Source organism: Nocardioides sp. ChNu-99 (genome assembly GCF_029493445.1).
GTDB lineage: Bacteria > Actinomycetota > Actinomycetes > Propionibacteriales > Nocardioidaceae > Nocardioides.
This window is the reverse complement of the sequence record NZ_JAHWBL010000031.1, coordinates 20,782-44,659: the sequence shown is the minus strand read 5'-3', so window position 1 is coordinate 44,659 and position 23,878 is coordinate 20,782. Positions and strand designations below refer to the sequence as shown.

Here is a 23,878-nt window from a genome sequence, read left to right as displayed (position 1 = left end):
GGCACCGTCGTCGACGCCGGCCCCGCCGGGCCCGCCGGGCCCGCCGGCCCCGCCGCGGCCGCCCCCGCGACGGACGTCGCGCTGTCCGGTGGGCGTCTCGCGCTCGCCATCGTGGCGCTGGCCATGGGCGGCTTCGCGATCGGCACCACCGAGTTCGTGACGATGGGCCTGCTGCCCGACATCGCGCGCGGCATCGACGAGTCGATCCCGACGACGGGGCACATCATCACGTCGTACGCCCTGGGCGTCGTCGTGGGCGCCCCCCTGATCGTCGCCCTCGGCGCCCGCCTGCCGCGGCGCGAGCTGGCCGTCGGCCTCGTGCTGGCGCTGGGCCTGGGCAGCGCGTTGACCGCGCTGGCCAGCGGCTACCTGCCGGTGCTGCTCGCCCGGTTCGTCGCCGGCCTGCCCCACGGCGCGTACTTCGGCGTCGCCTCCCTCATCGCCGCCTCGCTGGTGCGGCCCGACCAGCAGGGCCGCGCGATCAGCGGCGTGATGGTCGGCCTGTCGGTCGGCACGGTGGCGGGGGTGCCCGCCAGCACCTGGCTCGGCCAGGAGGTCGGGTGGCGCAGCGCCTACTGGTTCGTGCTCGCCCTGACGATCGTCACCGCCGTCCTCGTCCTCCTCGCCGTGCCCCACACCCCGGGTGACCGCACCGCCACGGTGCGCCGGGAGCTGTCCGCGCTGCGCCGTCCCGCGGTCCTGTACGCCGTCGCCACCGGCATGGTGGGCTTCGGCGGCATCTTCGCGATGTACAGCTACGTCGCGCCGCTCGTCACCGACGAGACCGGGCTGGCGGACAGCGCCGTCCCGGCGTTCCTGCTGGCGTTCGGCGTGGGCTCGGTGCTGGGCTCCTGGTTGGCCGGCGTCCTGGCGGACTGGGACGTGGAACGGTCGGTCGTCGGGGCCTTCGTCGCCTCCGTCGTCGTGCTGGCCCTCGTGGTGCCGCTCGCGGGCAGCGTGGTCGCGATGGTGGCGATCGTCTTCGTCGTCGGCCTGCTCGGCTCCGTGCTGGCGATCAACCTGCAGGTGCGCCTCATGCAGTCGGCCGGCGACGCGCAGATGCTCGGCGCGGCCCTCAACCACTCGGCGCTCAACATCGCCAACGGCCTGGGGGCCTTCCTCGGCGGCCTCGTGATCGACGCGGGCCACGGCTACCGCGCGCCGAGCCTCGTCGGCGCCGGTCTCGCGGCGGGCGGGCTGCTCATCTTCTGCTGGTCCCTGCTGGCCCGGCGCCGGGCGACGACCGCCACCTGACCCGGTGCGGGCCGCCCGCGCCCGGGTGGTTGAATCGTGCGCATGTCTGCGCAGACCCAGGAAGCATCCTCCTCGGGCGGGTCGCTGCCGCGGGTCCTCTCGGGGATCCAGCCGACGGCCGACTCGTTCCACTTCGGGAACTACCTCGGTGCGCTGCGGCAGTGGGTGAGCCTGCAGGACGACCACGAGCCGTTCTACATGGTCGTGGACCTGCACGCGATCACGGTCGAGCACGACCCGCGGCTGCTGCGCGAGCGCACCTACCGCTCCGCCGCGCAGCTGCTCGCCATGGGCGTGGACCCGGCGCGCTCGTCGCTCTTCGTGCAGTCGCACGTGCCCGCCCACGCCCAGCTGGCGTGGGTGCTCAACAGCATCACGGCCTTCGGCGAGGCGCGCCGCATGACGCAGTTTAAGGACAAGTCGGCGAAGGGTGGCGAGGGCGCGGCCAGCGTCGGCCTGTTCACCTACCCGATCCTCCAGGCCGCTGACATCCTGCTGTACCGCCCGGCGTACGTGCCGGTGGGGGAGGACCAGCGCCAGCACCTCGAGCTGACCCGCGACCTCGCGCACCGGTTCAACACGCGCTACAAGAAGACGTTCCGCCTGCCGGAGCCCTACATCCTGCGCGAGACCGCCAAGATCTACGACCTGCAGAACCCGACCGCCAAGATGAGCAAGTCGGCCTCCTCGCCCGCCGGCATCATCGACCTGCTGGACGAGCCGCGGGTCAGTGCGAAGAAGATCCGCTCCGCGGTGACCGACTCCGAGGCCGTCGTGGCGTTCGACCCCGAGGCCAAGCCGGGCGTGTCGAACCTGCTGTCGATCTTCTCCGCCCTGACGGGGCGCGGCGTGGCCGAGATCGCCGCCGACTACACGGGGCGGGGGTACGGCGACCTCAAGGGCGACCTGGCCGACGTCGTCGTCGACGTGGTGACGCCGCTGCGCGAGCGCACCCTCGAGCTGCTCGACGACCGCGCCGGGCTCGACGAGGTGCTCGCCGCCGGTGCGCGACGCGCCCGCGAGGTCGCGGACCGCACGCTCGCGGACGTCTACGAGCGCGTCGGCTTCGTGCGCCCCCTCGGCTAGGGTCGACGCCGTGCCCACGATCGGAGTAGCCCTCGCGATCCCGGAGCCCTGGGGAGCCCAGCTCCAGGACTACCGCCGCTCCCTGGGGGACGCCACCGCGGACCTCATCCCGACCCACGTCACCCTCATCCCGCCGACCGAGGTCGCCGAGGACGAGCTGGCCGCGGTGTCGGCCCACCTCGCCGCCGTGGCGACGCAGCACCACGGGTTCCGGGTGCACCTGCGGGGCACGGGCACCTTCCGGCCGGTCTCGCCGGTCGTGTTCGTGACGGTCGCGGAGGGCATCGCGGAGACCGAGCAGCTGGCCGCCTCGCTGCGGCGGGGCCCGCTCGAGGTGGACCTCAGCTTCCCCTACCACCCGCACGTCACGGTGGCCCACCACCTCGACGACGACCGCCTCGACCGGGCGTTCCAGGAGCTGGCGGCCTTCGAGTGCGTCTTCGAGGTGGCGCGGTTCCACCTCTACGTCCACGACGAGGGCACCGGCTGGCGCCGCACCGACGACTTCGCCCTGCAGCGGCGGGAGGGCTGAGGTGGCCGGCCCGAAGGAGCGGGTCGTCGTCTGGTTCGCCGAGCAGCGCACGGCCCACCCGTGGCTCGACCACGTGGTGCGGATGCAGCAGCACTACGGGGCGGTGAAGGGCAACACCCAGGCCGGCGCGGTCACGTTCTTCGGGTTCCTGTCCTTCTTCCCCCTGCTGGCGCTCGCGTTCTTCCTCGTCGGCTACCTGGCGCGGATCTACCCCGACGCGCAGCAGGACCTGGTCGACGCCATCTCGAGCATCTTCCCCGGCATGATCGGCTCGGACGAGGGCCAGATCTCCATCGCCGACTTCGAGGAGGTGGCGGGCACCGCCGGGGTCATCGGCCTCCTCGGTGTCCTCTACTCGGGGCTGGGCTGGCTGTCGGGGCTGCGCGAGTCGCTCGTCGTGGTCTTCGAGGAGCCCGCCAAGGAGCAGCCCAACTTCCTCAAGGGCAAGCTGCGGGACCTGCTCACCCTCCCGGCGATCGGCATCATCCTGCTCACCAGCGTCGCGATCTCCAGCGGCGTCAACGCCTTCTCCTCGCAGGTGCTCGACCTCGTCGGGCTCGGCGACGAGCTCTCGTGGCTGCTGCGCGTCATCACGGTCGTGATCGGCATCGGCGCCAGCTCGCTGCTGTTCTCGGCGATCTTCACGCTGCTCGCCAAGCCCGACATCCCGCGCTTCGACCTGTGGAAGGGCGCCCTGCTGGGCGCCGTGGGCTTCGAGGTGCTCAAGCAGGTCGCCGGCGTGCTCCTCAGCTCGACCAAGGGCCAGCCCGCCTTCCAGGCCTTCGGCATCGCGCTGATCCTCGTGGTCTGGATCAACTACTTCTCCCGCGTGGTCATGTACGCCGCCTCCTGGGCCCACACGTCCACCTCGGCCCGGCTGCGGCGCGAGCACCTGGCCGCGCTCGAGGAGGCGCGCCTGGCCGCCCTGCGGGTGGACCTCGACAAGGACGACGAGGTCGAGCTGACCACCAACCAGGTCGCGGCGCGCTCCTTCGCCCTCGGCGCCGGCACCGTGCTGGGCTTCCTCACCCTGCTGCGGCGCGCCCGCTGACGCGTGGGAGGATGGCCCCTCCGACGAGGTGAGGGGTCCGGGTGAGGTTCGAGCGCAAGCACGCGGTGCTGCTGCTGGCGGTGGCGGTGTGGAACGTCGTCACGTTCGGCAACTTCGCCCGCAACCTGGCCTCGGCGTGGTCCGCGGGGGAGGAGCGCGCGACCGGCTACTGGGTGGCCCACTCCGTGCTCGTCGTGGTGAACGTGCTCATCGCGGTCGTCCTCGGACGCCTCGGACTGCAGGCGCTGCGCGCCACCCGCCGCGACGCCGTGACCTCCTCGTGACCTTCGTGACCGTTCCGTGACCTGAGCGTCGCCACACGGCGGCTGTGCGCGCGCCGCACGAGGCACGCCGTACCCCACGAGGCGCCGTACCCCCCCGGGACGCCGAACGGCCCGCCCGGGGAGTCCCGGGCGGGCCGAACGTCACGTCGTACGACGGGGGAGCAGGCTCAGCGGCCCTTGACCATCGCGGTGCGGAGGTCCTTGTTGAGCTGGCTGATGACGTCCAGCGGGATCTCCTTGGGGCACGCCGCGGCACACTCGCCGATGTTGGTGCACCCGCCGAAGCCGTCGTGGTCGTGCTGGCCGACCATGCCGACCACGCGGGAGTAGCGCTCCGGCTGGCCCTGCGGCAGCTCACCGAGGTGGGTGATCTTGGCGCCGAGGAACAGCGACGCCGAGCCGTTGGGGCAGGCCGCGACGCAGGCGCCGCAGCTGATGCAGGTGGCGACGTCGAAGGCGCGGTCGGCCTTCTTCTTCTCCACCGGGGCGGCGTGCGCGTCGGGCGCGGAGCCCGTGTTGGCGGAGATGTAGCCGCCGGCCTGCACCATCCGGTCGAGCGCCGAGCGGTCCACGCACAGGTCCTTGAGCACGGGGAACGAGTCCGCGCGCCAGGGCTCGATGGTGATCTCGTCGCCGTCCTTGAAGGACCGCATGTGCAGCTGGCAGGTCGTGGTGACCTCCGGGCCGTGCGCCTGACCGTTGATCATCAGGCCGCACATGCCGCAGATGCCCTCGCGACAGTCGGAGTCGAACGCGATCGGCTCCTCGCCGGACGTGTTCAGCTTCTCGTTGAGGACGTCGAGCATCTCCAGGAAGCTCATGTCCTCGGAGACGCCATCGAGCTCGTAGGTGTGCATCGCTCCAGCGGTCGCCGGGTTGGGCTGGCGCCAGATCTTCAGGGTCAACTTCACTTGTAGCTCCGCTGCTTCATCTCGATGGCGGTGTAGATCAGGTCTTCCTTGTGGAGCACGGGCTGGCCGTCCTCGCCACCCCACTCCCAGGCGGCGACGTAGGCGAACTCGTCGTCGTGACGCAGCGCCTCGCCGTCCTCGGTCTGGGACTCCCCGCGGAAGTGGCCGCCGCAGGACTCGCGGCGGTTGAGGGCGTCGACGCACATGAGCTCACCGAGCTCGATGAAGTCGGCGACGCGGCCGGCCTTCTCGAGGCTCTGGTTGATGCCGTCCGCCGTGCCGAGCACCCTGAGGTTGCTCCAGAAGTCGGCCTTGAGCTCGCGGATCATGTCGATCGCCTTGCGCAGGCCCTCCTCCGTGCGCTCCATGCCGCAGTACTCCCACATGATGTTGCCGAGCTCCTTGTGGTAGCTGTCGGCGGAGCGGGTGCCGTTCATCGACATGAACGTGTTGATGCGGGCCTCGACCGACTCCCGCGCCGCGACGACCTCGGGGTGGTCCTCGGCGACCTTCGGGAACGGGCCGTCCGCGAGGTAGTCGCGGATGGTGTTCGGCAGCACGAAGTAGCCGTCGGCCAGGCCCTGCATGAGGGCGGAGGCACCGAGGCGGTTCGCGCCGTGGTCGGAGAAGTTGGCCTCGCCGGTCACGTAGAGCCCGGTGATGTTCGACTGCAGGTCGTAGTCGACCCACAGGCCGCCCATGACGTAGTGGACCGCCGGGTAGATGCGCATCGGCACCTCGTACGGGTCCTCGCCGGTGATGCGGGCGTACATGTCGAACAGGTTGCCGTACTTCGTCTCGACCGCCTGGCGCCCCATGCGGGCGATGGCGTCGGCGAAGTCGAGGTAGACGCCGCGGCGGAAGTCGCCCACGACCGGGCCGACACCGCGACCCTCGTCGCAGACGTTCTTGGCCTGACGCGAGGCGATGTCGCGGGGGACCAGGTTGCCGAAGCTCGGGTAGATCCGCTCCAGGTAGTAGTCGCGGTCCTCCTCCGGGATGTCCCGCGGGTCCTTGTCGCAGTCCTCGCGGTTCTTCGGCACCCAGATGCGGCCGTCGTTGCGCAGCGACTCGCTCATCAGGGTCAGCTTCGACTGGAAGTCGCCCGAGACCGGGATGCACGTGGGGTGGATCTGCGTGTAGCAGGGGTTGGCCATGTAGGCGCCCTTGCGGTGCGCACGCCACGTGGCGGTGACGTTCGACCCCATCGCGTTCGTCGACAGGTAGAAGACGTTGCCGTAGCCGCCGGTCGCGAGCACCACGACGTCGGCGAGGTGCGTCTCGATCTCGCCGGTCACCATGTCGCGCGCGATGATGCCGCGGGCGCGGCCGTCGACGACGATCAGCTCGAGCATCTCGTGGCGCGTGTACTGCTTCACCGTGCCCGCCGCGACCTGGCGCTCCATGGCCTGGTAGGCGCCGATGAGCAGCTGCTGGCCCGTCTGGCCGCGGGCGTAGAACGTGCGGGACACCTGCACGCCGCCGAACGAGCGGTTGTCGAGCAGGCCGCCGTACTCGCGGGCGAAGGGCACGCCCTGCGCGACGCACTGGTCGATGATGTTCGCGCTGACCTCGGCCAGGCGGTAGACGTTCGACTCGCGGCTGCGGTAGTCGCCGCCCTTCACCGTGTCGTAGAAGAGGCGGAACGTGGAGTCGCCGTCCTCCTTGTAGTTCTTCGCCGCGTTGATGCCGCCCTGGGCCGCGATCGAGTGGGCGCGGCGCGGGGAGTCCTGGTAGCAGAAGGACTTCACGTTGTAGCCGGCCTCGCCGAGCGTCGCGGCGGCGGCACCGCCGGCCAGGCCCGTGCCGACCATGATGATGTCGAGCTTGCGGCGGTTGGCCGGGTTGACCAGGCGGTTCTCGAACTTGCGGGTGGTCCAGCGGTCCTTGATGGGACCCGTCGGGGCCTTCGCGTCGACCAGCTTGTCGCCGAGCACGTAGTAGCCGTGGGCGTCGTCCGACTTCTGCTCGGACGCGACGTTGAGCGGGGCGAGGCCCTCGTGGAGGGTGGATCCAGCCATGGTCGGGACTCCCTTACTTCTCGATGATGCCGACGAGCACGGCGAGCGGGACGAGCGAGAAGCCGCCGGCGACGACGACGGCCAGCAGCCAGCCGGCCTGCTTCGCGCGGCGGCGCGACGCGGCCGTGTTGGTGAAGCCGAGCGTCTGCATCGCGCTCCAGGTGCCGTGGTGGAGGTGGAGCGCGAGCGCCACCATCGCGACCAGGTAGATCACCGTCAGCCACCAGACCTCGAACGACCCGACCATCAGCGTGTAGGGGTCGCCCGCGGCGCTGCCGGTCTCGCCGGTCGCCACGTTCACCTTCCCGAAGCTGAAGTTCACGAGGTGCCAGATGATGAAGAGCAGCAGCGCGGCCCCGCCCCAGCGCATGGTGCGCGAGGACAGCGAGGACGCCACGTTCTTCTTGACCTGGTAACGGGTGGTGCGGGCCCGGCGGTTGCGGTTCGTCAGCAGCACGGCGGCCACCACGTGCGCCACGAGGGCCACGAGCAGCACGGTCCGGGCGATCCAGAGGAAGCCCTCGTACGGGAGGATCGGCTCGCCGAGCTCGCGCAGGTGGTGCGCGTAGTCGTTGAACTTGTCCTGGCCGGAGAACGCCTTCAGGTTCCCGTACATGTGCGCGAGCACGTACGCGACGAAGAGGAGCCCGCTGGTCGCCATCACCAGCTTCAGCGCGATGGTCGAGCGTGTCGACCGGGGAGGAGAGACAAGGGTCGGGGTTGCCACGACCGGCACGCTACTCCCCCTACCAGGAGGGCAGTAACGAAGGTCGACCTCACCTCGTGTGACATATCCCCTGTTACCGCCACGTTAACGACGGGGTACCGGACGGGCCCTCCCGCGGGTCTCGCCGGGGCGGTGGACGGTGGCGTCCGGTCAGGCCGGCGCGAGGTGCGGGGCGGCCAGCACCGCGTCGTAGTGGTGCTCCACGAGCTCGTCGACGGCGTCGTGCCACGACCGCTGCAGGGCCAGCTCGCGGCCGTGGGCGCCCATGAGTCCCCGGTGCCGGTCGGCGGCGACGGCCTCGACGGCGTCGCGCAGGCCGCGCGGCGTGGCGGGGTCGAACAGCAGGCCCGACTCCAGGTGGGCGACGACGTCGCGGGCCCCGCCGGTCCGCGCGGCGACGACCGGTACGCCGGACGCGGCCGCCTCACGCAGGGTGTGGGCGCACGTGAGGTGCTCGCCCGGGTGCACGAGCACGTCGAGCGACGCGACGGCGGTGGTGAGGTCGCCGGCCGTCAGCGGACCGGCGAGCTTCGCGCCGGGCCCGGCGACCCCGGCCAGGCGGTGGGCGAGCCACTCCCGCTGGGAGCCCTGGCCCACGACGACGAGGCGGGTGCCGGGGACGGCGGCGACCTCGGGCAGCCGCCGTACCCCGTGGTCCTTCTCGAGCGCCCCCACGTAGCCGACGACGACCCGCGGGCCGCCCTTGGCCCGCGCCTTCGCCCACTTGTCGTGCAGCCACGCGTCGCGCAGGGCGGGAGTGAAGGCGGCGGTGTCGACGCCGGGGGACCACAGCCGGGCGTCGACGTCGAGGGCGGCGAGCCGGTCGACCATCCAGCGGGCGGTGACGAGCACGCGGTCGGCACGCTCGGCGACCTTGGCCTGCCACAGGGGCGCGGCCAGGTCGCTCACCGGCGTCTGCTGCACCACGACGGTCGGCACGTCGAGCCGCCGGGCGTGCTTGAGGGCCTTCCGGCCGATGGTCGGCCCGAGCTCGAGGCTCGAGGTGACGTGCACGAGGTCGGGCGCGAAGCCCTCCAGGGCGGCCCGCACCTGGCGGCCCGGCTTGTCCAGGGCGCGCACCCGCACGATCTCGACCCCGCGGTACGACGTCAGCCCCGGCGCCGGCGCGACGAGGCGCACCGTGTGACCCCGGTCGACGAGCCGGTCGAGGAGGTTGCGCACCGTGGTGGTCGTGCCGTCGGTGGCCGGGTAGAAGGACTCGGTCACGAGCGCGATCCGCATGGGTCCGAGGGTGGGAGGACGCCGCGACGGGGGAGTGGCCGCGGCGTGGCCGCCGGGTGAACGGGCCCGCGGGCCGCGGTGCCTGATTCGTGGGACCCGGTGTCGCGACGTCCGTCACACCTTCTATGGTTCGCAGCATGACCGAAGTGGAGGGTGGGCTCGACGAGCCGACCGAGCTGCAACCGGAGCAGGGCGCCCTCGCGCTCGCCGACGCCGCGACCGACCGGTGGACGCGCGCGGACTGGGAGGCCGAGGCCGCCCGCGTGCTGCGCAAGGCCCGCCGCCTTGGCGAGGACGACCCCGACGAGCTGGTCTGGCAGCGGCTGACGCGCCGCACCCTGGACGGCATCGAGGTCACCCCGCTGGGCACCCCGGAGTCGGTGGCCGACCTGGCGACGCAGGGCCGACCCACCCGTACCGGCCCGTGGGACGTCCGGGCCCACCTCGGAGCGGTGGGCCTCGACGCCCGGGCCGGCAACGAGACGCTGCTCGCCGACCTCGAGGGCGGCGTGACGTCGCTGTGGCTCACGCTCGAGCCCGGCACGGACCTCGCGGTCCTGCTGGCCGGCGTCTACCTCGACCTGGCGCCCGTCGTGCTCGACGCCCCGGGCGACCCGGTGGGCGCGGCCCGTGCGTTCCTCGCGCACCTCGAGGCCACGGAGCCGGCTGCCGGCACCAACCTCGGCGTGGGCGCCCTGGCCCCCGAGGACGTGCTCCTGGAGGTCGTCGGCCTCGCCCGGGAGGCCGGCGTGCTGGGGGTCGTCGTCGACGCCACCGCCGTGCACGACCGCGGTGCCTCCGACGCGCAGGAGCTGGCCTGGTCGCTGGCCGCCGGCGCCCGCGTCCTGCGGGTGCTCACCGGCGCCGGCGTGCCGCTGGCCGAGGCCGCCGGCCTCGTCGAGTTCCGCTACGCCGTCACCGACGAGCAGTTCCCCGGCATCGCCAAGCTGCGCGCCGCGCGCCGCCTGTGGGCCCGCCTCGTCGAGCTGAGCGAGGACGTCGAGGGCGAGGCCGCCGCGGTGCAGCAGCGCCAGCACGCGGTGACCAGCCGGCCGATGATGAGCCGCTACGACCCCTACGTCAACATGCTGCGCACGACGGTCGCGGCCTTCGCGGCCGGCGTCGGCGGGGCCGAGTCGGTCACGGTGCTGCCCTTCGACTCCCCGCTCGGCCGCCCGGAGGCCTTCGGCCGGCGGATCGCGCGCAACACCTCCCACCTGCTCATCGACGAGTCGCACCTGGGCAAGGTGGCCGACCTCGCGGGCGGCGCCTACGCGGTCGAGCGCCTCACCGACGACCTGGCTCGTGCGGCGTGGACGCTGCTGCCCCGCCTCGACGCCGCGCTGCAGGACGGCGGGGTCGACGGGCTGGACGCCGTCGTCGGCGAGCTGGTCGCGGCGACGGTCGCCGAGCGCGAGCGGCAGGTCGCGACGCGCAAGCGCCCGCTGACCGGGCTCACGGAGTTCCCGAACCCCGCCGAGGTGCTCCCGGAGCGCGAGCCCGACGGCGCGTGGGAGGGCGTGCGCCCGTACGGCGCGAGCTTCGAGGCGCTGCGGGACGCCCCGGCGCCGCGCCCGGTCTTCCTCGCCACGCTGGGCACGGTCGCGGCCCACACCGCCCGGGCCACCTTCGCGAGCAACCTGCTCGCCGCCGGCGGCATCCCCGTCGAGGTGGCGGGACCGACCGACGGGCCGGACGCGCTCGTCGCGGCGTACACGGCTGCGGGCAGCCCGGCCGTGGTGTGCCTGGCCGGGTCGGACGCGACGTACGCGGAGTGGGGGGAGCAGGCCACCGCGGCGCTGCGGGAGGCCGGCGCCACCCACGTCGTCATCGCGGGGAAGCCGACCGACCACACCGACGACTCCTGCGCGGTGGGCGTGGACGCCCTCGCGTTCCTCACGCGGACGAGGGAGCACCTGGCATGAGCGTTCCGAAGAGCTTCGAGGGCCTCGACCTGCGCGGCGGGCGGGCCGTCGCGCCGCCCACCGACGGCGAGGCGTGGACCTCGCCGGAGGGCATCGAGGTGAAGCCGGCCTACGGCCCCGAGGACGTCGCGGGCCTCGACGCGCTCGACACGTGGCCGGGCCTCAGCCCGTTCCTGCGCGGGCCCTACCCGACGATGTACACCACGCAGCCGTGGACCATCCGGCAGTACGCCGGGTTCTCGACCGCCGAGGAGTCGAACGCCTTCTACCGCCGCAACCTCGCGGCCGGCCAGAAGGGGCTCTCGGTCGCGTTCGACCTCGCCACCCACCGCGGCTACGACTCCGACCACCCGCGGGTGCGCGGCGACGTCGGCATGGCCGGCGTGGCGATCGACTCCATCTACGACACCCGCACCCTCTTCGACGGCATCCCGCTCGACGAGATGAGCGTGTCGATGACCATGAACGGCGCCGTGCTGCCGGTGCTGGCCCTCTACATCGTCGCGGCCGAGGAGCAGGGGGTGGCGCCGGAGAAGCTGGCCGGGACCATCCAGAACGACATCCTCAAGGAGTTCATGGTCCGCAACACCTACATCTACCCGCCGTCGCCGTCGATGCGGATCATCTCCGACATCTTCAGCTTCACGTCGGCGCGGATGCCGCGGTTCAACTCGATCTCCATCTCGGGCTACCACATGCAGGAGGCCGGGGCGACCGCCGACCTCGAGCTCGCCTACACGCTGGCAGACGGGGTGGAGTACATCCGTGCGGGCCTCGAGGCGGGGCTCGACATCGACGTGTTCGCGCCGCGGCTCTCCTTCTTCTGGGCCATCGGCATGAACTTCTCGATGGAGGTCGCGAAGCTGCGCGCGGCCCGCGCCCTGTGGGCCCGGCTCGTGCGGCAGTTCGACCCGAAGAACCCCAAGTCGCTGTCGCTGCGCACGCACTCGCAGACCTCCGGCTGGTCGCTGACCGCGCAGGACGTGTTCAACAACGTGGGCCGCACCTGCATCGAGGCCATGGCCTCGACCCAGGGGCACACGCAGAGCCTGCACACGAACGCGCTCGACGAGGCCATCGCCCTGCCCACCGACTTCTCCGCGCGCATCGCGCGCAACACCCAGCTGCTGCTGCAGCAGGAGTCGGGCACGACGGGCACGATCGACCCGTGGGCCGGCTCCTACTACCTGGAGCGCCTCACCCACGACCTCGCGGAGCGGGCCTGGGCCCACATCTCCGAGGCCGAGGCCGCCGGCGGCATGGCCCAGGCCATCGAGCAGGGCATCCCGAAGATGCGCATCGAGGAGGCGGCGGCCCGCACCCAGGCACGCATCGACGCCGGCGCCCAGAAGGTCATCGGCGTCAACACGCACCGCCTCGCCGCGGAGGACAGGCTCGACGTCCTCAAGGTCGACAACGACGACGTCTACCGCCGCCAGGTCGCCAAGCTCGAGCGCCTGCGCGCCGAGCGCGACGACGACGCGGTGCGGCGCTCGCTGGAGGCGCTCACCAACGCCGCCGGCTCGGAACCGGGCCCGGCGCTCGAGGGGAACCTGCTCGCGCTCGCCGTGGACGCGGCCCGGGCCAAGGCGACGGTCGGGGAGATCTCGGACGCGCTCGAGAAGGTCTACGGGCGCCACCAGGCCGTCATCCGTACGATCTCGGGCGTGTACCGCGACGAGTCGACGCTGGGCGAGGACGGCGGCGGGCCCGTGCGGCGCGTGCTCGACGAGACCGCCGAGTTCGAGGAGGCGGAGGGCCGCCGCCCCCGCATCCTCGTCGCCAAGATGGGCCAGGACGGGCACGACCGCGGCCAGAAGGTGATCGTCTCCGCGTTCGCCGACATGGGCTTCGACGTCGACGTGGGGCCGCTGTTCTCCACCCCCGAGGAGGTCGCCCAGCAGGCGGTGGACGCCGACGTGCACATCGTCGGCGTCAGCTCGCTCGCGGCCGGCCACCTCGTGCTCCTGCCGGCGCTGCGCGCAGCGCTCGCCGAGCAGGGCCGCGACGACATCATGGTCGTCATCGGGGGCGTCATCCCGCCCGACGACGTGCCGACGCTGAAGGAGATGGGCGCGGCCTCGGTGTTCCTGCCGGGCACGGTCATCGCCGAGTCGGCGCTCGACCTGCTGGCCCGGCTGCGCGAGCAGCTCGGTCACGGCTGAGGCGGCGTGCCCTCCGTCGAGGAGCTGCTCGAGGGCATCCGCTCGGGGCGCCGCGCCGCGGTGTCCCGGGCGATCACCCTGGTCGAGTCGTCCCGGCCGCAGCACCGGGAGCAGGCGCGCGAGCTGCTGACCGCGCTCGCCGGCGAGGCGGGCGCGGCGGGTGCGGGCGTCGTACGGGTCGGCATCTCGGGCGTGCCCGGGGTGGGCAAGTCCACCTTCATCGAGGCGCTGGGCTCGCGGCTGACCGCCGCGGGCCACCGCGTGGGCGTGCTGGCGGTGGACCCCTCCAGCGTGCGCACGGGCGGCTCCGTGCTGGGGGACAAGACGCGCATGGGGCGCCTCGCGGCCGACCCGGGTGCCTTCATCCGCCCGTCCCCGTCTGCCGGGACGCTCGGTGGCGTCGCGCGGGCGACCGTGCAGGCCATGGCCGTGCTGGAGGCGGCCGGGTACGACGTGGTGCTCGTCGAGACGGTCGGCGTCGGGCAGTCCGAGATCACCGTGGCGGGGATGGTCGACACCTTCCTGTTCCTCACCCTCGCGCGCACCGGCGACCAGCTGCAGGGCATCAAGAAGGGCATCCTCGAGATCGCCGACGTCATCGCGGTCAACAAGGCGGACGGCGACCGCGAGCAGGAGGCCCGTGTCGCGGCCCGCGAGCTCGCCGGCGCGCTGCGCCTCGTGCGGGGGCACGACGAGTGGGCGCCCCCCGTCGTGACGTGCTCCGGCCTGACCGACGTGGGCGTGGACGACCTGTGGCAGCGGGTGCTCGGGCACCGCGACCACCTGGGCCCCGACGGGCTGGGGCGCAAGCGCGCGGAGCAGCAGCTGGAGTTCACGTGGGCCCTCGTGCGCGACGAGCTCGAGCAGCGGCTGCGCCACTCGCCGGAGGTCCGGGCCGTGCGCGACGACGTCCGCGCGGCCGTCCTCGCGGGCGACCTGCCGGCCACCGTCGCGGCCGACCGGATCCTGGCGGCGTACGACGCCTGAGGGCGCGACGCTAGGGTCAGCCCTCGTGCACGCGACCTCCCAGATCCTGACGGCCCTCGCCGACGAGCTGGTGGCACTGCGCCGGGACATCCACGCCCACCCCGAGCTCTCGTGGAACGAGCAGCGCACGACCTCCCTGGTGGCCGACCGCCTGGCCGCGGCCGGCATCCGCCACGAGCGCCTGTCCCGCACGGGCGTCATCGCCGAGGTCGGCAGCGAGGGCCCCGTGGTCGCGCTGCGCGGCGACCTGGACGCCCTGCCGCTGGAGGACCGCTCGGGCCTGCCGTGGGCCAGCACCGTCACCGGCGTCGCCCACGCCTGCGGCCACGACGTGCACACCTCGGCCCTGCTCGGGGCGGCCCTGACGCTGCAGGGGCTGCACGAACGCGGCGAGCTGCGCGGCCGGGTCCGGCTGTTCTTCCAGCCGGCCGAGGAGGTCATGCCCGGCGGTGCGCTGGAGGTGGTGGCGGCGGGCGGGCTGGAGGACGTGGTCTCGGTCTTCGCGCTGCACTGCGACCCCTCCGTCGACGTCGGCCAGGTGGGGCTGCGCGAGGGGCCCGTCACCGGGGCGGCCGACTCGCTCGTCGTGCACCTCAGCGGGCGCGGGGGCCACAGCTCCCGCCCGCACCTCACCGAGGACCTGACCTTCGCGCTGGGCAAGCTGCTCACGGAGCTGCCCGCCGTCCTCTCGCGCCGCATCGACCCCCGGGCCGGGGCGAGCGTCGTGTGGGGCCACGTCGAGGCCGGCGTCGCACCCAACGTGATCCCCGTCGAGGGCCGGATGTCCGGCACGGTCCGGATGCTCGACGTGCAGGCGTGGGCGAGCGCCGAGGAGGTGGTGCGCCGCGCCGTCGGCCAGCTGGCGGAGCCGTACGGCGTGGAGGCGGTCGTGCACTACACCCGCGGCGTCCCGCCCGTCGACAACGACCCGGCCGCCACCGCCGTGCTGCGCCGGGCGGCGCTGACCGTGCTGGGCCCCGACGGGGCCGTCCCCACCGTGCAGAGCCTCGGGGGAGAGGACTTCGGGTGGTACCTGCGCCACGTGCCCGGCGCGCTCGCCCGGCTCGGCACCCGCACGCCCGGCGGGCGCACCTACGACCTGCACCAGGGTGACCTGGTCGTCGACGAGCGCGCCATCGGGATCGGCGCGGCGCTGCTGGCCGAGACGGCCGTCGAGGCCCTCGCCGCGGCCTCCGCCTGACCCCCGGCGCGATCACGGCCGGCGCCCCCAGGTAACAGTTCGATGGAGAACCCCGGATCGGTCGTGGGTGCGCTCCGCGCGCCGTTAGGGTGTCGGCGTCGCGCCCGACCCGGTGGCGCGCACCCGATCTTCAAGAGGAGGCTTCGTGAGGCGCACGAAGTTCACCGCGGCCCTGGCCGTGAGCATCCTGGCCCTGGCCGGCTGCGGTAGCAGCGGCTCGGACGACGGCGACAGCGGCAGCGGCAACGGCGGCGGCGGCGGCGAGGGCGACATCAAGGTCGGCCTGGCCTACGACGTCGGCGGCCGCGGCGACCAGTCCTTCAACGACTCCGCGGCTGCCGGTCTCGACCGCGCGGCCGACGAGTTCAGCATCTCCTCCGACGAGTCGGAGGCCGAGGACGGCGAGGCCGAGGCGGCCCGCGAGGAGCGCCTGCGCACCTTCGCCGAGAACGACTACGACGTGGTCATCGCGGTCGGCTTCGCCTACGCGACCGCCATCGGCGCCGTGGCCCCGGACTACCCGGAGGTCGAGTTCGCCGTCATCGACGACTCGACGAACGAGTTCGACAACGTGACCAACCTGGTCTTCGCCGAGGAGCAGGGCTCGTTCCTGGTCGGCGCCGCGGCCGCCCTCACCAGCGAGTCGAACCACGTCGGCTTCGTCGGCGGCGTGCAGACCCCCCTCATCGAGAAGTTCGAGGCGGGCTACACGGCGGGCGCGCAGGCGGTCAACCCCGACGTGCAGGTCGACGTCACCTACCTGACGCAGCCGCCGGACTTCACCGGCTTCGCCGACCCGGCTCGCGGCAAGACCGCGGCGCAGGGCATGTTCGACGCCGGCGCCGACGTGGTCTACCACGCCGCGGGCGGCTCGGGCGGCGGCGTCTTCGAGGCGGCGCAGGAGGCCGGCGGTCGCGCGATCGGCGTCGACTCCGACCAGTACAACACCGCCGACGAGGCGGTCCGCGACGTGATCCTCACGTCGATGCTGAAGAACGTCGACGTCGCGGTGTACGAGTTCCTCTCGGACATCGACGCCGGCGAGGACCCGAGCGGCACGGTCACCTACGACCTCGAGGCGGACGGCGTGGGCTACTCCACGAGCGGCGACTTCCTCACCCCGGAGGTGATCGAGCAGCTCGAGGGCTTCAAGGAGCAGATCATCGCGGGCGAGATCGAGGTCCCGACCGCCCCGTGACGCACCGGCGCGCCCGCCCCACCCGGGCGGGCGCGTCCGCGTCACCCGTGCCACCATCGTCCGCGCCGGTGCGCGAACGAGACCGGCACCCGTCTCCATCGCAGTGCGAACGGGCCCGTGGACGACCTGGTCGTCCACGGGCCCCTCGCCCGTCCGGAAGGCTCCAGCCTCGTGACCTCGCTCTCCAGGGATGCGTCCGCGGCCACCGGTGAGGTGGCCGTCCGCCTCCGCGGGATCGGCAAGCGGTTCCCCGGCGTCATCGCCAACGACGACATCAACATCGACGTCGCCCGCGGCTCCATCCACGCCGTCGTGGGGGAGAACGGCGCCGGCAAGTCGACCCTCATGAAGATCCTGTACGGCGTGCAGCCGCCCGACTCCGGGACGATCGAGGTGAACGGCACCGAGCTCGCGCTGTCGACGCCGGCCGACGCGATCAAGGCCGGCATCGGCATGGTCTTCCAGCACTTCATGCTGGCCGACAACCTGACGGTGCTCGAGAACGTCGTGCTGGGCGCGGAGTCGCTGCACGGCATCGGCGGGGCGGCCCGGGCGAAGGTCGCGGAGATCTCCGCGGCGTACGGGCTGGGGATCGACCCCGACCGACGGGTGGAGGACCTCGGCGTCGGGGCGCGCCAGCGCGTGGAGATCCTCAAGGTCCTCTACCGCGGCGCCCGCATCATCATCCTCGACGAGCCCACGGCGGTGCTCGTGCCGCAGGAGGTCGACGAGCTGTTCGGCAACCTGCGCGAGCTCAAGCGCGAGGGCCTGTCGGTCATCTTCATCTCCCACAAGCTCGACGAGGTGCTGTCGGTCGCCGACGAGATCACCGTGATCCGGCGCGGCACGACGGTCGCGACCGTCGACCCGCGCTCGGTGACGTCCCGGCAGCTGGCGGAGCTCATGGTCGGCTCCGAGCTGCCCACGCCGCAGACCGAGGCCTCGACGGTCACCGACGAGGTCATGCTGTCCGTGCGCGGGCTCGGCCTGCGCGGCCCGGACGGCCGCGCGGTCCTCGACGACATCTCCTTCGACATCCACCGCGGCGAGATCCTCGGCATCGCAGGCGTCGAGGGCAACGGTCAGTCCGAGCTGGTCGAGGCCGTGATGGGCATGCGCGGTGGCGCCGAGGGCGCCGTCGTGCTGTCGGGTCGCGACATCGCGGGGCTGAGCACCCGGGCGCGGCGCGAGGCCGGCATCGGCTACGTGCCCGAGGACCGCCACCGCCACGGCCTCCTGCTCGACGCCCCGCTGTGGGAGAACCGCGTGCTGGGGCACCAGACCCGCGAGCCCAGCGCCCGCCGCGGCGTCATCCGCCGTCGCGCGGCCCGGGCCGACACCCAGCGCATCATCGACGCGTACGACGTGCGCACCCCCGGCACGGAGGTGCCCGCGCGGGCCCTGTCGGGCGGCAACCAGCAGAAGCTCATCGTCGGGCGCGAGATGAGCGCCGACCCCGTGCTGCTCATCGCGTCGCACCCGACCCGCGGCGTCGACGTCGGCGCCCAGGGCGCCATCTGGGACCACATCAAGCGCGCCCGTCGCGAGGGTCTCGCCGTGCTGCTCATCTCGGCGGACCTCGACGAGCTGATCGGCCTGTCCGACCGCATCGAGGTCGTCCTGCGCGGACGGCTGGTCGGCACCTTCGACCCCTCCGCGGTCACCCCCGAGGAGCTCGGGTCCGCGATGACCGGGGCCGGCGACGCCGCGCCCACCACGACCACCGAGGAGACCCGCGGGTGAACGTGCGACTCACGAAGGTCGCGCTGGCGATCGGGGCCCCGCTCCTCGCCCTGGCGCTGGCCTTCGCCATCACGAGCCTGGTGCTCCTCGCCGCGGGGGACCCCGTGGGGGAGGTGTGGGCGCAGATCATCTCGTGGCCCGAGGCCCGCAACCAGGTCAACATCCTCAACAACGCGACGGTGCTGTTCCTGTCCGGTCTCGCCGTCTCCATCGGCTTCCGGATGAACCTGTTCAACATCGGCGTCGACGGGCAGTACCGGGTGGCGGTCTTCGCCGCGGCGGCGGTCGCCGGCGAGGGCTGGCTGCCCGGCTACCTCAACACCGCGCTGGCCATCGTCTGCGCCATGCTCGCGGGCGCGGCCTGGGCCGGCATCGCGGGCGTGCTCAAGGCGACCCGCGGCGTCAGCGAGGTCATCGCGACCATCATGCTGAACTTCATCGCGACCGCGCTCGTGGCCTACCTGCTCGCGAAGGTCGCCGTGCGCGAGGAGGGCAGCAACGTCATCGGCACCGCGCCGGTGCCGGAGGGCTCCCGCATCCCGGGCATCCAGATGTGGAGCGACATCCCGACCGAGATCTACGGGTTCATCGTCTTCGCCGTGCTCGTGGGGGTGGCCTACTGGTTCACCCTCAACAAGACGCGCTTCGGCTTCGAGCTGCGGGCCACCGGTCGCTCGGCGTCCGCGGCCGTGGCCAGCGGCATCTCGGTGCGGCGCATGACCATCACGACGATGATGCTCTCGGGCGCCGTCGCCGGTCTCGTCGGCCTGCCGATCCTCTTCGGCACGAGCCCGTACAACTACGGCTCGACGTTCCAGTCGGGGCTCGGCTTCGCCGGCATCGCCATCGCCCTGCTGGGTCGCAACCACCCCGTCGGCATCGCCCTGGGCGCCCTGCTCTTCGCGTTCCTCGACGAGCAGTCGAACCCGCTGCAGATCCTCGTGGGCGTCTCTCCCGACATCGTGGCCATCACCCAGGGCGTCATCGTCCTCACCGTGGTCGTCTCCTACGAGCTGGTCCGGCGGTACGGCGCGCGCCTCGAGCAGCGCCGCGTCGCCGCGCAGCTGGCCCGGGAGTCGGCCGCCGCGAAGGATCCGCGCCCCACGACGAAGGAGGCGGCTCGATGAGCACCGTCGACAAGGTCACCGCACGCACGCCGGTCGCCGCCCGCACGCGGCGCTGGCGCTGGGTGCTCGTGGGCGTGCTGGGCGTCCTCCTCGCGCTCTCCCTGCTCCAGGTGGTCACGGGCGCGGACGACCTCACGTCGTCCGGCGCCATCGCGGCGACCCTCATCGCGATCATGCCGATCCTGCTGGCGGGCCTCGGCGGCCTGTGGGCCGAGCGCGCGGGCGTGGTCAACATCGGTCTCGAGGGCATGATGATCCTCGGCACCTACGGCGCGGGCTTCTTCGGCTACCACTACGGGCCCTGGGTCGGCGTGCTCGGCGCCGTGCTCATGGGCGTCCTCGGCGGCCTGGTGCACGCGGTGGCGACCGTCGTCTTCGGCGTCGACCACATCATCTCGGGTGTCGCCATCAACATCATCGCGCTCGGCGCGGTGCAGTACCTGGCGGCGCAGACCTTCACCGACCTGCCCGGTGGCGGCCAGACGCAGTCGCCCAACATCGGCGACGTGCCGGCCATCACCATCGGCCCGCTGAGCGACCTGTTCGGCGACGTCGAGGGCGCGGACATCTTCTTCGTCTCCCAGGTCGCGGCGGTGCTGCGGGCACTCACGACCAACCTCTCGCTGCTGGTCGTGATCGGCTTCCTCCTCGTGCTCGCCACGTGGTGGCTGCTGTGGCGCACCGCGTTCGGCCTGCGGCTGCGCGCCTGCGGCGAGAGCCCGGCGGCGGCCGAGACGCTCGGTGTGGCCGTGCTGCGCTACAAGTTCATCGCCGTCCTCGTCTCGGGCGGCCTCGCCGGCCTCGCCGGCGGGTTCCTCGCCATCGTCGCGTCGAGCAACTACCGCGACGGCCAGACCGGCGGCCGCGGCTACATCGGCCTCGCCGCCATGATCTTCGGCAACTGGCGGCCCGGCGGCCTGCTGGCGGGCTCGGGCCTGTTCGGCTACACGGAGACCCTCGGCCTGCGCCAGGGCGGTACGTCGGTGCACGCGCTGCTGCTGCTCGTGTCCGTCCTGGCCATCGGGTTCGCGCTGTGGCAGCTGCGCCGCGGCACCGCGTCGCGCGTCGGGGTCGCCGCGATGGTGCTCGGCGGGGTCGCGGCCCTCGCGCTCTACCTCGCCATCGACGAGGTGCCGGGCGACTTCACCCGCATGACGCCGTACGTGATCACCCTGCTCGTGCTCGCCGTGGCCTCCCAACGACTGCGAGCCCCGGCGGCGGTGGGCGAGATCTACCGCAAGGGGTCGGCCGGGTGAGCCCGGACGACCCGCACGGGGCAGCGGGGGCGGACGGGCCGTCGTACCCGACCGGGGAGGAGTGGGCCGAGCTGCGGGCCGCGGCGCACGACGCGGCCGGGCGGGCGTACGCGCCGTACTCGGGCTACGCGGTGGGTGCCGCGGCGATCGTGGACGACGGGCGGCTCGTCACGGGCTGCAACGTCGAGAACGCCTCCTACGGCGTCGGCCTGTGCGCGGAGTGCGGCCTCGTCTCGCAGCTGCACCTCACGGGCGGCGGCATCCTGCGGCGCTTCGTCTGCGTCAACGGAGCGGGCGAGGTGATCATGCCGTGCGGCCGCTGCCGCCAGCTGCTGTTCGAGAACGGCGGGCGGGACCTGGTCCTGCTCACCGTGTCCGGTGCCCGCACGATGGACGAGGTCCTGCCTGATGCCTTCGGTCCCGACGACCTCGCTTGACCTGACCTCGGCCGCGCTGGTCGAGGACCCCTACCCCCTGCTCGCCGCCGAGCGCGAGCGCCACCCGGTGGCGTGGCACGAGGAGCGGGGCACCTGGCTCGCCTTCGACCACGCCGCCGTCGGCGCGGTGCTGCGCAACCGGCGGCTCGGGCGGATCTGGCGCGACCGGGAGCCGGCGGCCTACCTCGAGCCGTTCAACCTGCTCCACCGCAACCAGATGATGGAGAACGAGCCGCCCGACCACACGCGGCTGCGTCGGCTGGTCGCCGGCGCCTTCGCCCGCGGCCACGTCGAGCGGCTGCGCCCGCGGGTGCGCGAGCTCGCCGCGTCGCTGCTGGACGAGGTCGACCCGGCCGCCGGGTTCGACGTCATCGGCGCCTACGCCGAGCCGCTGCCCGTGCTCGTCATCGCCGAGCTGCTCGGGGTGCCCGTCGAGCTGGCCCCCGACCTGCGCGACTGGTCGCAGGCCATCGTCCGGATGTACGAGCCCGCCCCCGACGAGGCCACGCAGGCCGCGGCCGTCGCGGCCGCCGACGCGTTCGCCGGGGCGGTGCTCGAGCTCGCCCGCGACCGGGCGTCGAGCCCGCGCGACGACCTGCTGAGCGACCTCGTCGCGGCCCGCGAGGGCACGCAGCGGCTCAGCGAGGACGAGGTCGTCGCCTCCGCCGTGCTGCTGCTGAACGCCGGCCACGAGGCGTCCGTCAACGTCTTCGGCAACGGGCTGGTCGCGCTGCTGCGCTCGCCCGCGGCCGACGGGGTGCGTACGGCGGCCCGCGCGGGCGACGTGTCCGGCGTACCGACGCTGGTGGAGGAGATGCTGCGCTTCGACTCCGCCCTCCACCTCTTCGAGCGCACGGCGACGCAGGACGTCGAGGTGGCGGGCGTCCGGGTGGAGGAGGGCCAGCGGATCGCGGCGCTCCTCGGCTCCGCCAACCGCGACCCCGCCGTCTTCGCCGAGGCCGACGTCTTCGACCCCGCGCGGGACCCCAACCCCCACGTCGCGTTCGGGGCGGGCCTGCACTTCTGCCTCGGTGCGCCCCTGGCGCGCATGGAGCTGACCGAGTCGCTCGGCCTCCTGCTGACCCGGCTGCCGTCGCTGGAGCTGGCGGGCGAGCCGGAGTCGCGGGGCACCTTCGTGCTCCGCGGCTACGAGTCGGTCACGGTCGCGACCGCCGGCTCGGCGACGGCGACCGAGGGTGCGTAGGGTGCGACGGTGAGCAGCGCACACGACGTCATCGAGGTCATCACCACCAAGCGCGACCGCGGCGCGCTGAGCGACAGCCAGATCGACTGGGTGGTCGACGCCTACACGCGCGGCGCGGTGGCGGACGAGCAGATGTCGGCGCTGGCGATGGCGATCCTCCTCAACGGCATGGACCGCCGCGAGATCGCCCGCTGGACCGGCGCGATGATCGCCTCGGGGGAGCGGATGGACTTCTCGTCGCTGTCGCGACCGACCAGCGACAAGCACTCGACCGGTGGCGTCGGCGACAAGATCACGCTGCCGCTCGCCCCCCTCGTGGCCGCCTGCGGCGTCGCCGTCCCGCAGCTGTCGGGCCGCGGGCTGGGGCACACGGGCGGCACGCTCGACAAGCTGGAGGCGATCCCGGGCTGGCGCGCCTCGCTGTCGAACGAGGAGATGCTGGCGCAGCTGGAGTCGGTCGGCGCCGTCATCTGCGCCGCGGGCGACGGCCTGGCCCCCGCCGACAAGAAGCTGTACGCGCTGCGCGACGTGACCGGCACGGTCGAGGCGATCCCGCTCATCGCCAGCTCGATCATGAGCAAGAAGATCGCCGAGGGCACCGGTGCGCTCGTGCTCGACGTCAAGGTCGGCAGCGGGGCGTTCATGAAGTCGGTCGAGCGCGCCCGCGAGCTCGCCGAGACGATGGTGGCCCTGGGCACGGACGCGGGCGTCCGCACGGTCGCGCTCCTCACCGACATGAGCACGCCGCTGGGCCGCACCGCCGGCAACGCGATCGAGGTCGCCGAGTCGGTCGAGGTGCTGGCCGGCGGCGGTCCCGCGGACGTCGTCGAGCTCACCGTGGCGCTCGCCCGCGAGATGCTGCTGGCCGCGGGCGTCGACGACGTGGACCCCGCCGACCGGCTCGCCGACGGCTCCGCGATGGACGTGTGGCGGGCCATGATCTCCGCCCAGGGCGGCGACCCCGACGCCCCGCTGCCGATCGCGCGGGAGCAGCACGTCGTCGCTGCGCCGCGCTCCGGCACGCTGACCCGCCTCGACGCGATGGCCGTCGGCCTGGCGGCCTGGCGCCTCGGCGCGGGCCGCGAGCGCAAGGAGGACCCGGTGCAGGCCGGCGCCGGCGTCGTCTGGCACGCCCGCCCCGGCGACCGCGTCGAGGAGGGTGCGCCGCTGTTCACGCTCCTCACCGACACCCCGGAGCGCTTCGACCGCGCGCTGGCCGCCCTGGAGGGCGGGTACGACGTGGGGGACGGCCCGTTCGACCCGTCTCCCCTCGTCATCGACCGCATCGCCTGAGGCGCGCCGCCCGAGCCGCTCCGCCCGAGTGGCGCGGCCCGAGCAGGTCAGTCCTGCTCGGGCAGGCGCCCGGCGCGGCTCAGCGCCTCCCGCAGGGCCATCTCGATCTGGGCGTTCGTCGAGCGCATCTCGTCGGCCGCCCAGCGCCGGAGGGCGTCGGCGACCCGGGGGTCGATGCGGAGCAGGATCTGCGCCCGCTCGCGCTTGCCGGACGGCTCGCGAGGCACGGTGTCC

Annotated in this window: 21 protein-coding genes; 16 read left to right on the top strand and 5 right to left on the bottom strand. The window is 73.1% G+C overall.

What is annotated here, in order from left to right:
- The 5 genes from KK617_RS11725 to KK617_RS11705 form a co-directional block, all read left to right on the top strand.
- The coding region (locus KK617_RS11725; RefSeq protein ID WP_346813025.1) for an MFS transporter at positions 1 to 1,254 on the top strand (1,254 nt) is incomplete at its 5' end.
- Positions 1,255 to 1,296: 42 nt separating this feature from the next.
- Entirely contained in the window at positions 1,297 to 2,340 is a 1,044-nt protein-coding gene (gene trpS, locus KK617_RS11720) for a tryptophan--tRNA ligase (RefSeq protein WP_277500201.1), read from the top strand.
- A gap of 10 nt (positions 2,341 to 2,350) precedes the next feature.
- Positions 2,351 to 2,872 (top strand): 2'-5' RNA ligase family protein, encoded by a 522-nt coding sequence (locus KK617_RS11715; protein ID WP_277500200.1) that lies wholly within the window; start codon positions 2,351 to 2,353, stop codon positions 2,870 to 2,872.
- A 1-nt stretch (position 2,873) separates the two neighbouring features.
- Positions 2,874 to 3,923, top strand: a complete 1,050-nt coding sequence (locus tag KK617_RS11710) for a YihY/virulence factor BrkB family protein (protein WP_277500199.1) — start codon at positions 2,874 to 2,876, stop codon at positions 3,921 to 3,923.
- A gap of 41 nt (positions 3,924 to 3,964) precedes the next feature.
- A complete protein-coding gene (locus tag KK617_RS11705; protein WP_277500197.1) occupies positions 3,965 to 4,207 on the top strand; it encodes a hypothetical protein in 243 nt (80 codons plus the stop codon).
- 167 nt (positions 4,208 to 4,374) lie between these two features.
- On the opposite strand, the gene KK617_RS11700 is transcribed toward KK617_RS11705, so the two are convergent.
- The 4 genes from KK617_RS11700 to KK617_RS11685 all read right to left on the bottom strand — a co-directional run bounded on the left by KK617_RS11700 (position 4,375) and on the right by KK617_RS11685 (position 9,108).
- On the bottom strand, positions 4,375 to 5,118 hold the full coding sequence (locus KK617_RS11700; RefSeq protein ID WP_277500196.1) for a succinate dehydrogenase/fumarate reductase iron-sulfur subunit: 744 nt from the start codon (positions 5,116 to 5,118) through the stop codon (positions 4,375 to 4,377).
- Positions 5,115 to 7,139, bottom strand: a complete 2,025-nt coding sequence (locus KK617_RS11695) for a fumarate reductase/succinate dehydrogenase flavoprotein subunit (protein WP_277500195.1) — start codon at positions 7,137 to 7,139, stop codon at positions 5,115 to 5,117. The genes KK617_RS11700 and KK617_RS11695 overlap by 4 nt, the downstream gene beginning before the upstream one ends.
- Before the next feature lie 13 nt (positions 7,140 to 7,152).
- Positions 7,153 to 7,866: a succinate dehydrogenase cytochrome b subunit gene (locus KK617_RS11690; RefSeq protein WP_277500194.1), complete on the bottom strand. Its 714-nt coding sequence runs from the start codon at positions 7,864 to 7,866 to the stop codon at positions 7,153 to 7,155.
- A 150-nt stretch (positions 7,867 to 8,016) separates the two neighbouring features.
- Complete coding sequence (locus tag KK617_RS11685; protein ID WP_277500193.1) at positions 8,017 to 9,108, bottom strand: glycosyltransferase; 1,092 nt, start codon at positions 9,106 to 9,108, stop codon at positions 8,017 to 8,019.
- Between the two features lie 137 nt (positions 9,109 to 9,245).
- Here KK617_RS11685 and KK617_RS11680 point away from each other — a divergent pair, with 137 nt between their 5' ends.
- From KK617_RS11680 to KK617_RS11630, 11 genes are all read left to right on the top strand, one after another.
- The gene (locus KK617_RS11680; RefSeq protein ID WP_277500192.1) at positions 9,246 to 11,033 is read left to right on the top strand and encodes a methylmalonyl-CoA mutase family protein; all 1,788 of its coding nucleotides are present in this window, start codon (positions 9,246 to 9,248) and stop codon (positions 11,031 to 11,033) included.
- The gene (scpA, locus tag KK617_RS11675; RefSeq protein WP_277500191.1) at positions 11,030 to 13,198 is read left to right on the top strand and encodes a methylmalonyl-CoA mutase; all 2,169 of its coding nucleotides are present in this window, start codon (positions 11,030 to 11,032) and stop codon (positions 13,196 to 13,198) included. The genes KK617_RS11680 and scpA overlap by 4 nt, the downstream gene beginning before the upstream one ends.
- Positions 13,199 to 13,204: 6 nt before the next feature.
- Entirely contained in the window at positions 13,205 to 14,185 is a 981-nt protein-coding gene (gene meaB, locus KK617_RS11670) for a methylmalonyl Co-A mutase-associated GTPase MeaB (RefSeq protein ID WP_277500190.1), read from the top strand.
- 25 nt (positions 14,186 to 14,210) lie between these two features.
- Complete coding sequence (locus KK617_RS11665; RefSeq protein WP_277500189.1) at positions 14,211 to 15,386, top strand: amidohydrolase; 1,176 nt, start codon at positions 14,211 to 14,213, stop codon at positions 15,384 to 15,386.
- 145 nt (positions 15,387 to 15,531) lie between these two features.
- A complete protein-coding gene (locus tag KK617_RS11660; RefSeq protein WP_277500188.1) occupies positions 15,532 to 16,584 on the top strand; it encodes a BMP family ABC transporter substrate-binding protein in 1,053 nt (350 codons plus the stop codon).
- Positions 16,585 to 16,755: 171 nt separating this feature from the next.
- Complete coding sequence (locus KK617_RS11655; protein ID WP_277500187.1) at positions 16,756 to 18,327, top strand: ABC transporter ATP-binding protein; 1,572 nt, start codon at positions 16,756 to 16,758, stop codon at positions 18,325 to 18,327.
- Positions 18,324 to 19,454, top strand: coding sequence for an ABC transporter permease (locus tag KK617_RS11650; protein ID WP_277500186.1), 1,131 nt, complete (start codon positions 18,324 to 18,326; stop codon positions 19,452 to 19,454). The genes KK617_RS11655 and KK617_RS11650 overlap by 4 nt, the downstream gene beginning before the upstream one ends.
- Positions 19,451 to 20,710, top strand: a complete 1,260-nt coding sequence (locus KK617_RS11645; RefSeq protein WP_277500185.1) for an ABC transporter permease — start codon at positions 19,451 to 19,453, stop codon at positions 20,708 to 20,710. Before KK617_RS11650 ends, KK617_RS11645 begins: the two co-directional genes overlap by 4 nt.
- 71 nt (positions 20,711 to 20,781) lie before the next feature.
- Entirely contained in the window at positions 20,782 to 21,147 is a 366-nt protein-coding gene (locus tag KK617_RS11640; RefSeq protein WP_277500202.1) for a cytidine deaminase, read from the top strand.
- Positions 21,119 to 22,351: a cytochrome P450 gene (locus KK617_RS11635; RefSeq protein WP_277500184.1), complete on the top strand. Its 1,233-nt coding sequence runs from the start codon at positions 21,119 to 21,121 to the stop codon at positions 22,349 to 22,351. Before KK617_RS11640 ends, KK617_RS11635 begins: the two co-directional genes overlap by 29 nt.
- Before the next feature lie 9 nt (positions 22,352 to 22,360).
- Positions 22,361 to 23,644, top strand: a complete 1,284-nt coding sequence (locus KK617_RS11630) for a thymidine phosphorylase (RefSeq protein WP_277500183.1) — start codon at positions 22,361 to 22,363, stop codon at positions 23,642 to 23,644.
- 47 nt (positions 23,645 to 23,691) lie between these two features.
- Here the strand turns inward: KK617_RS11630 and KK617_RS11625 are convergent, their stop codons facing one another.
- Positions 23,692 to 23,871 carry a hypothetical protein gene (locus KK617_RS11625; protein WP_277500182.1) on the bottom strand — a complete coding sequence of 60 codons (180 nt, stop codon included), beginning with the start codon at positions 23,869 to 23,871 and terminating at the stop codon, positions 23,692 to 23,694.
- Positions 23,872 to 23,878: the final 7 nt, after the last annotated feature.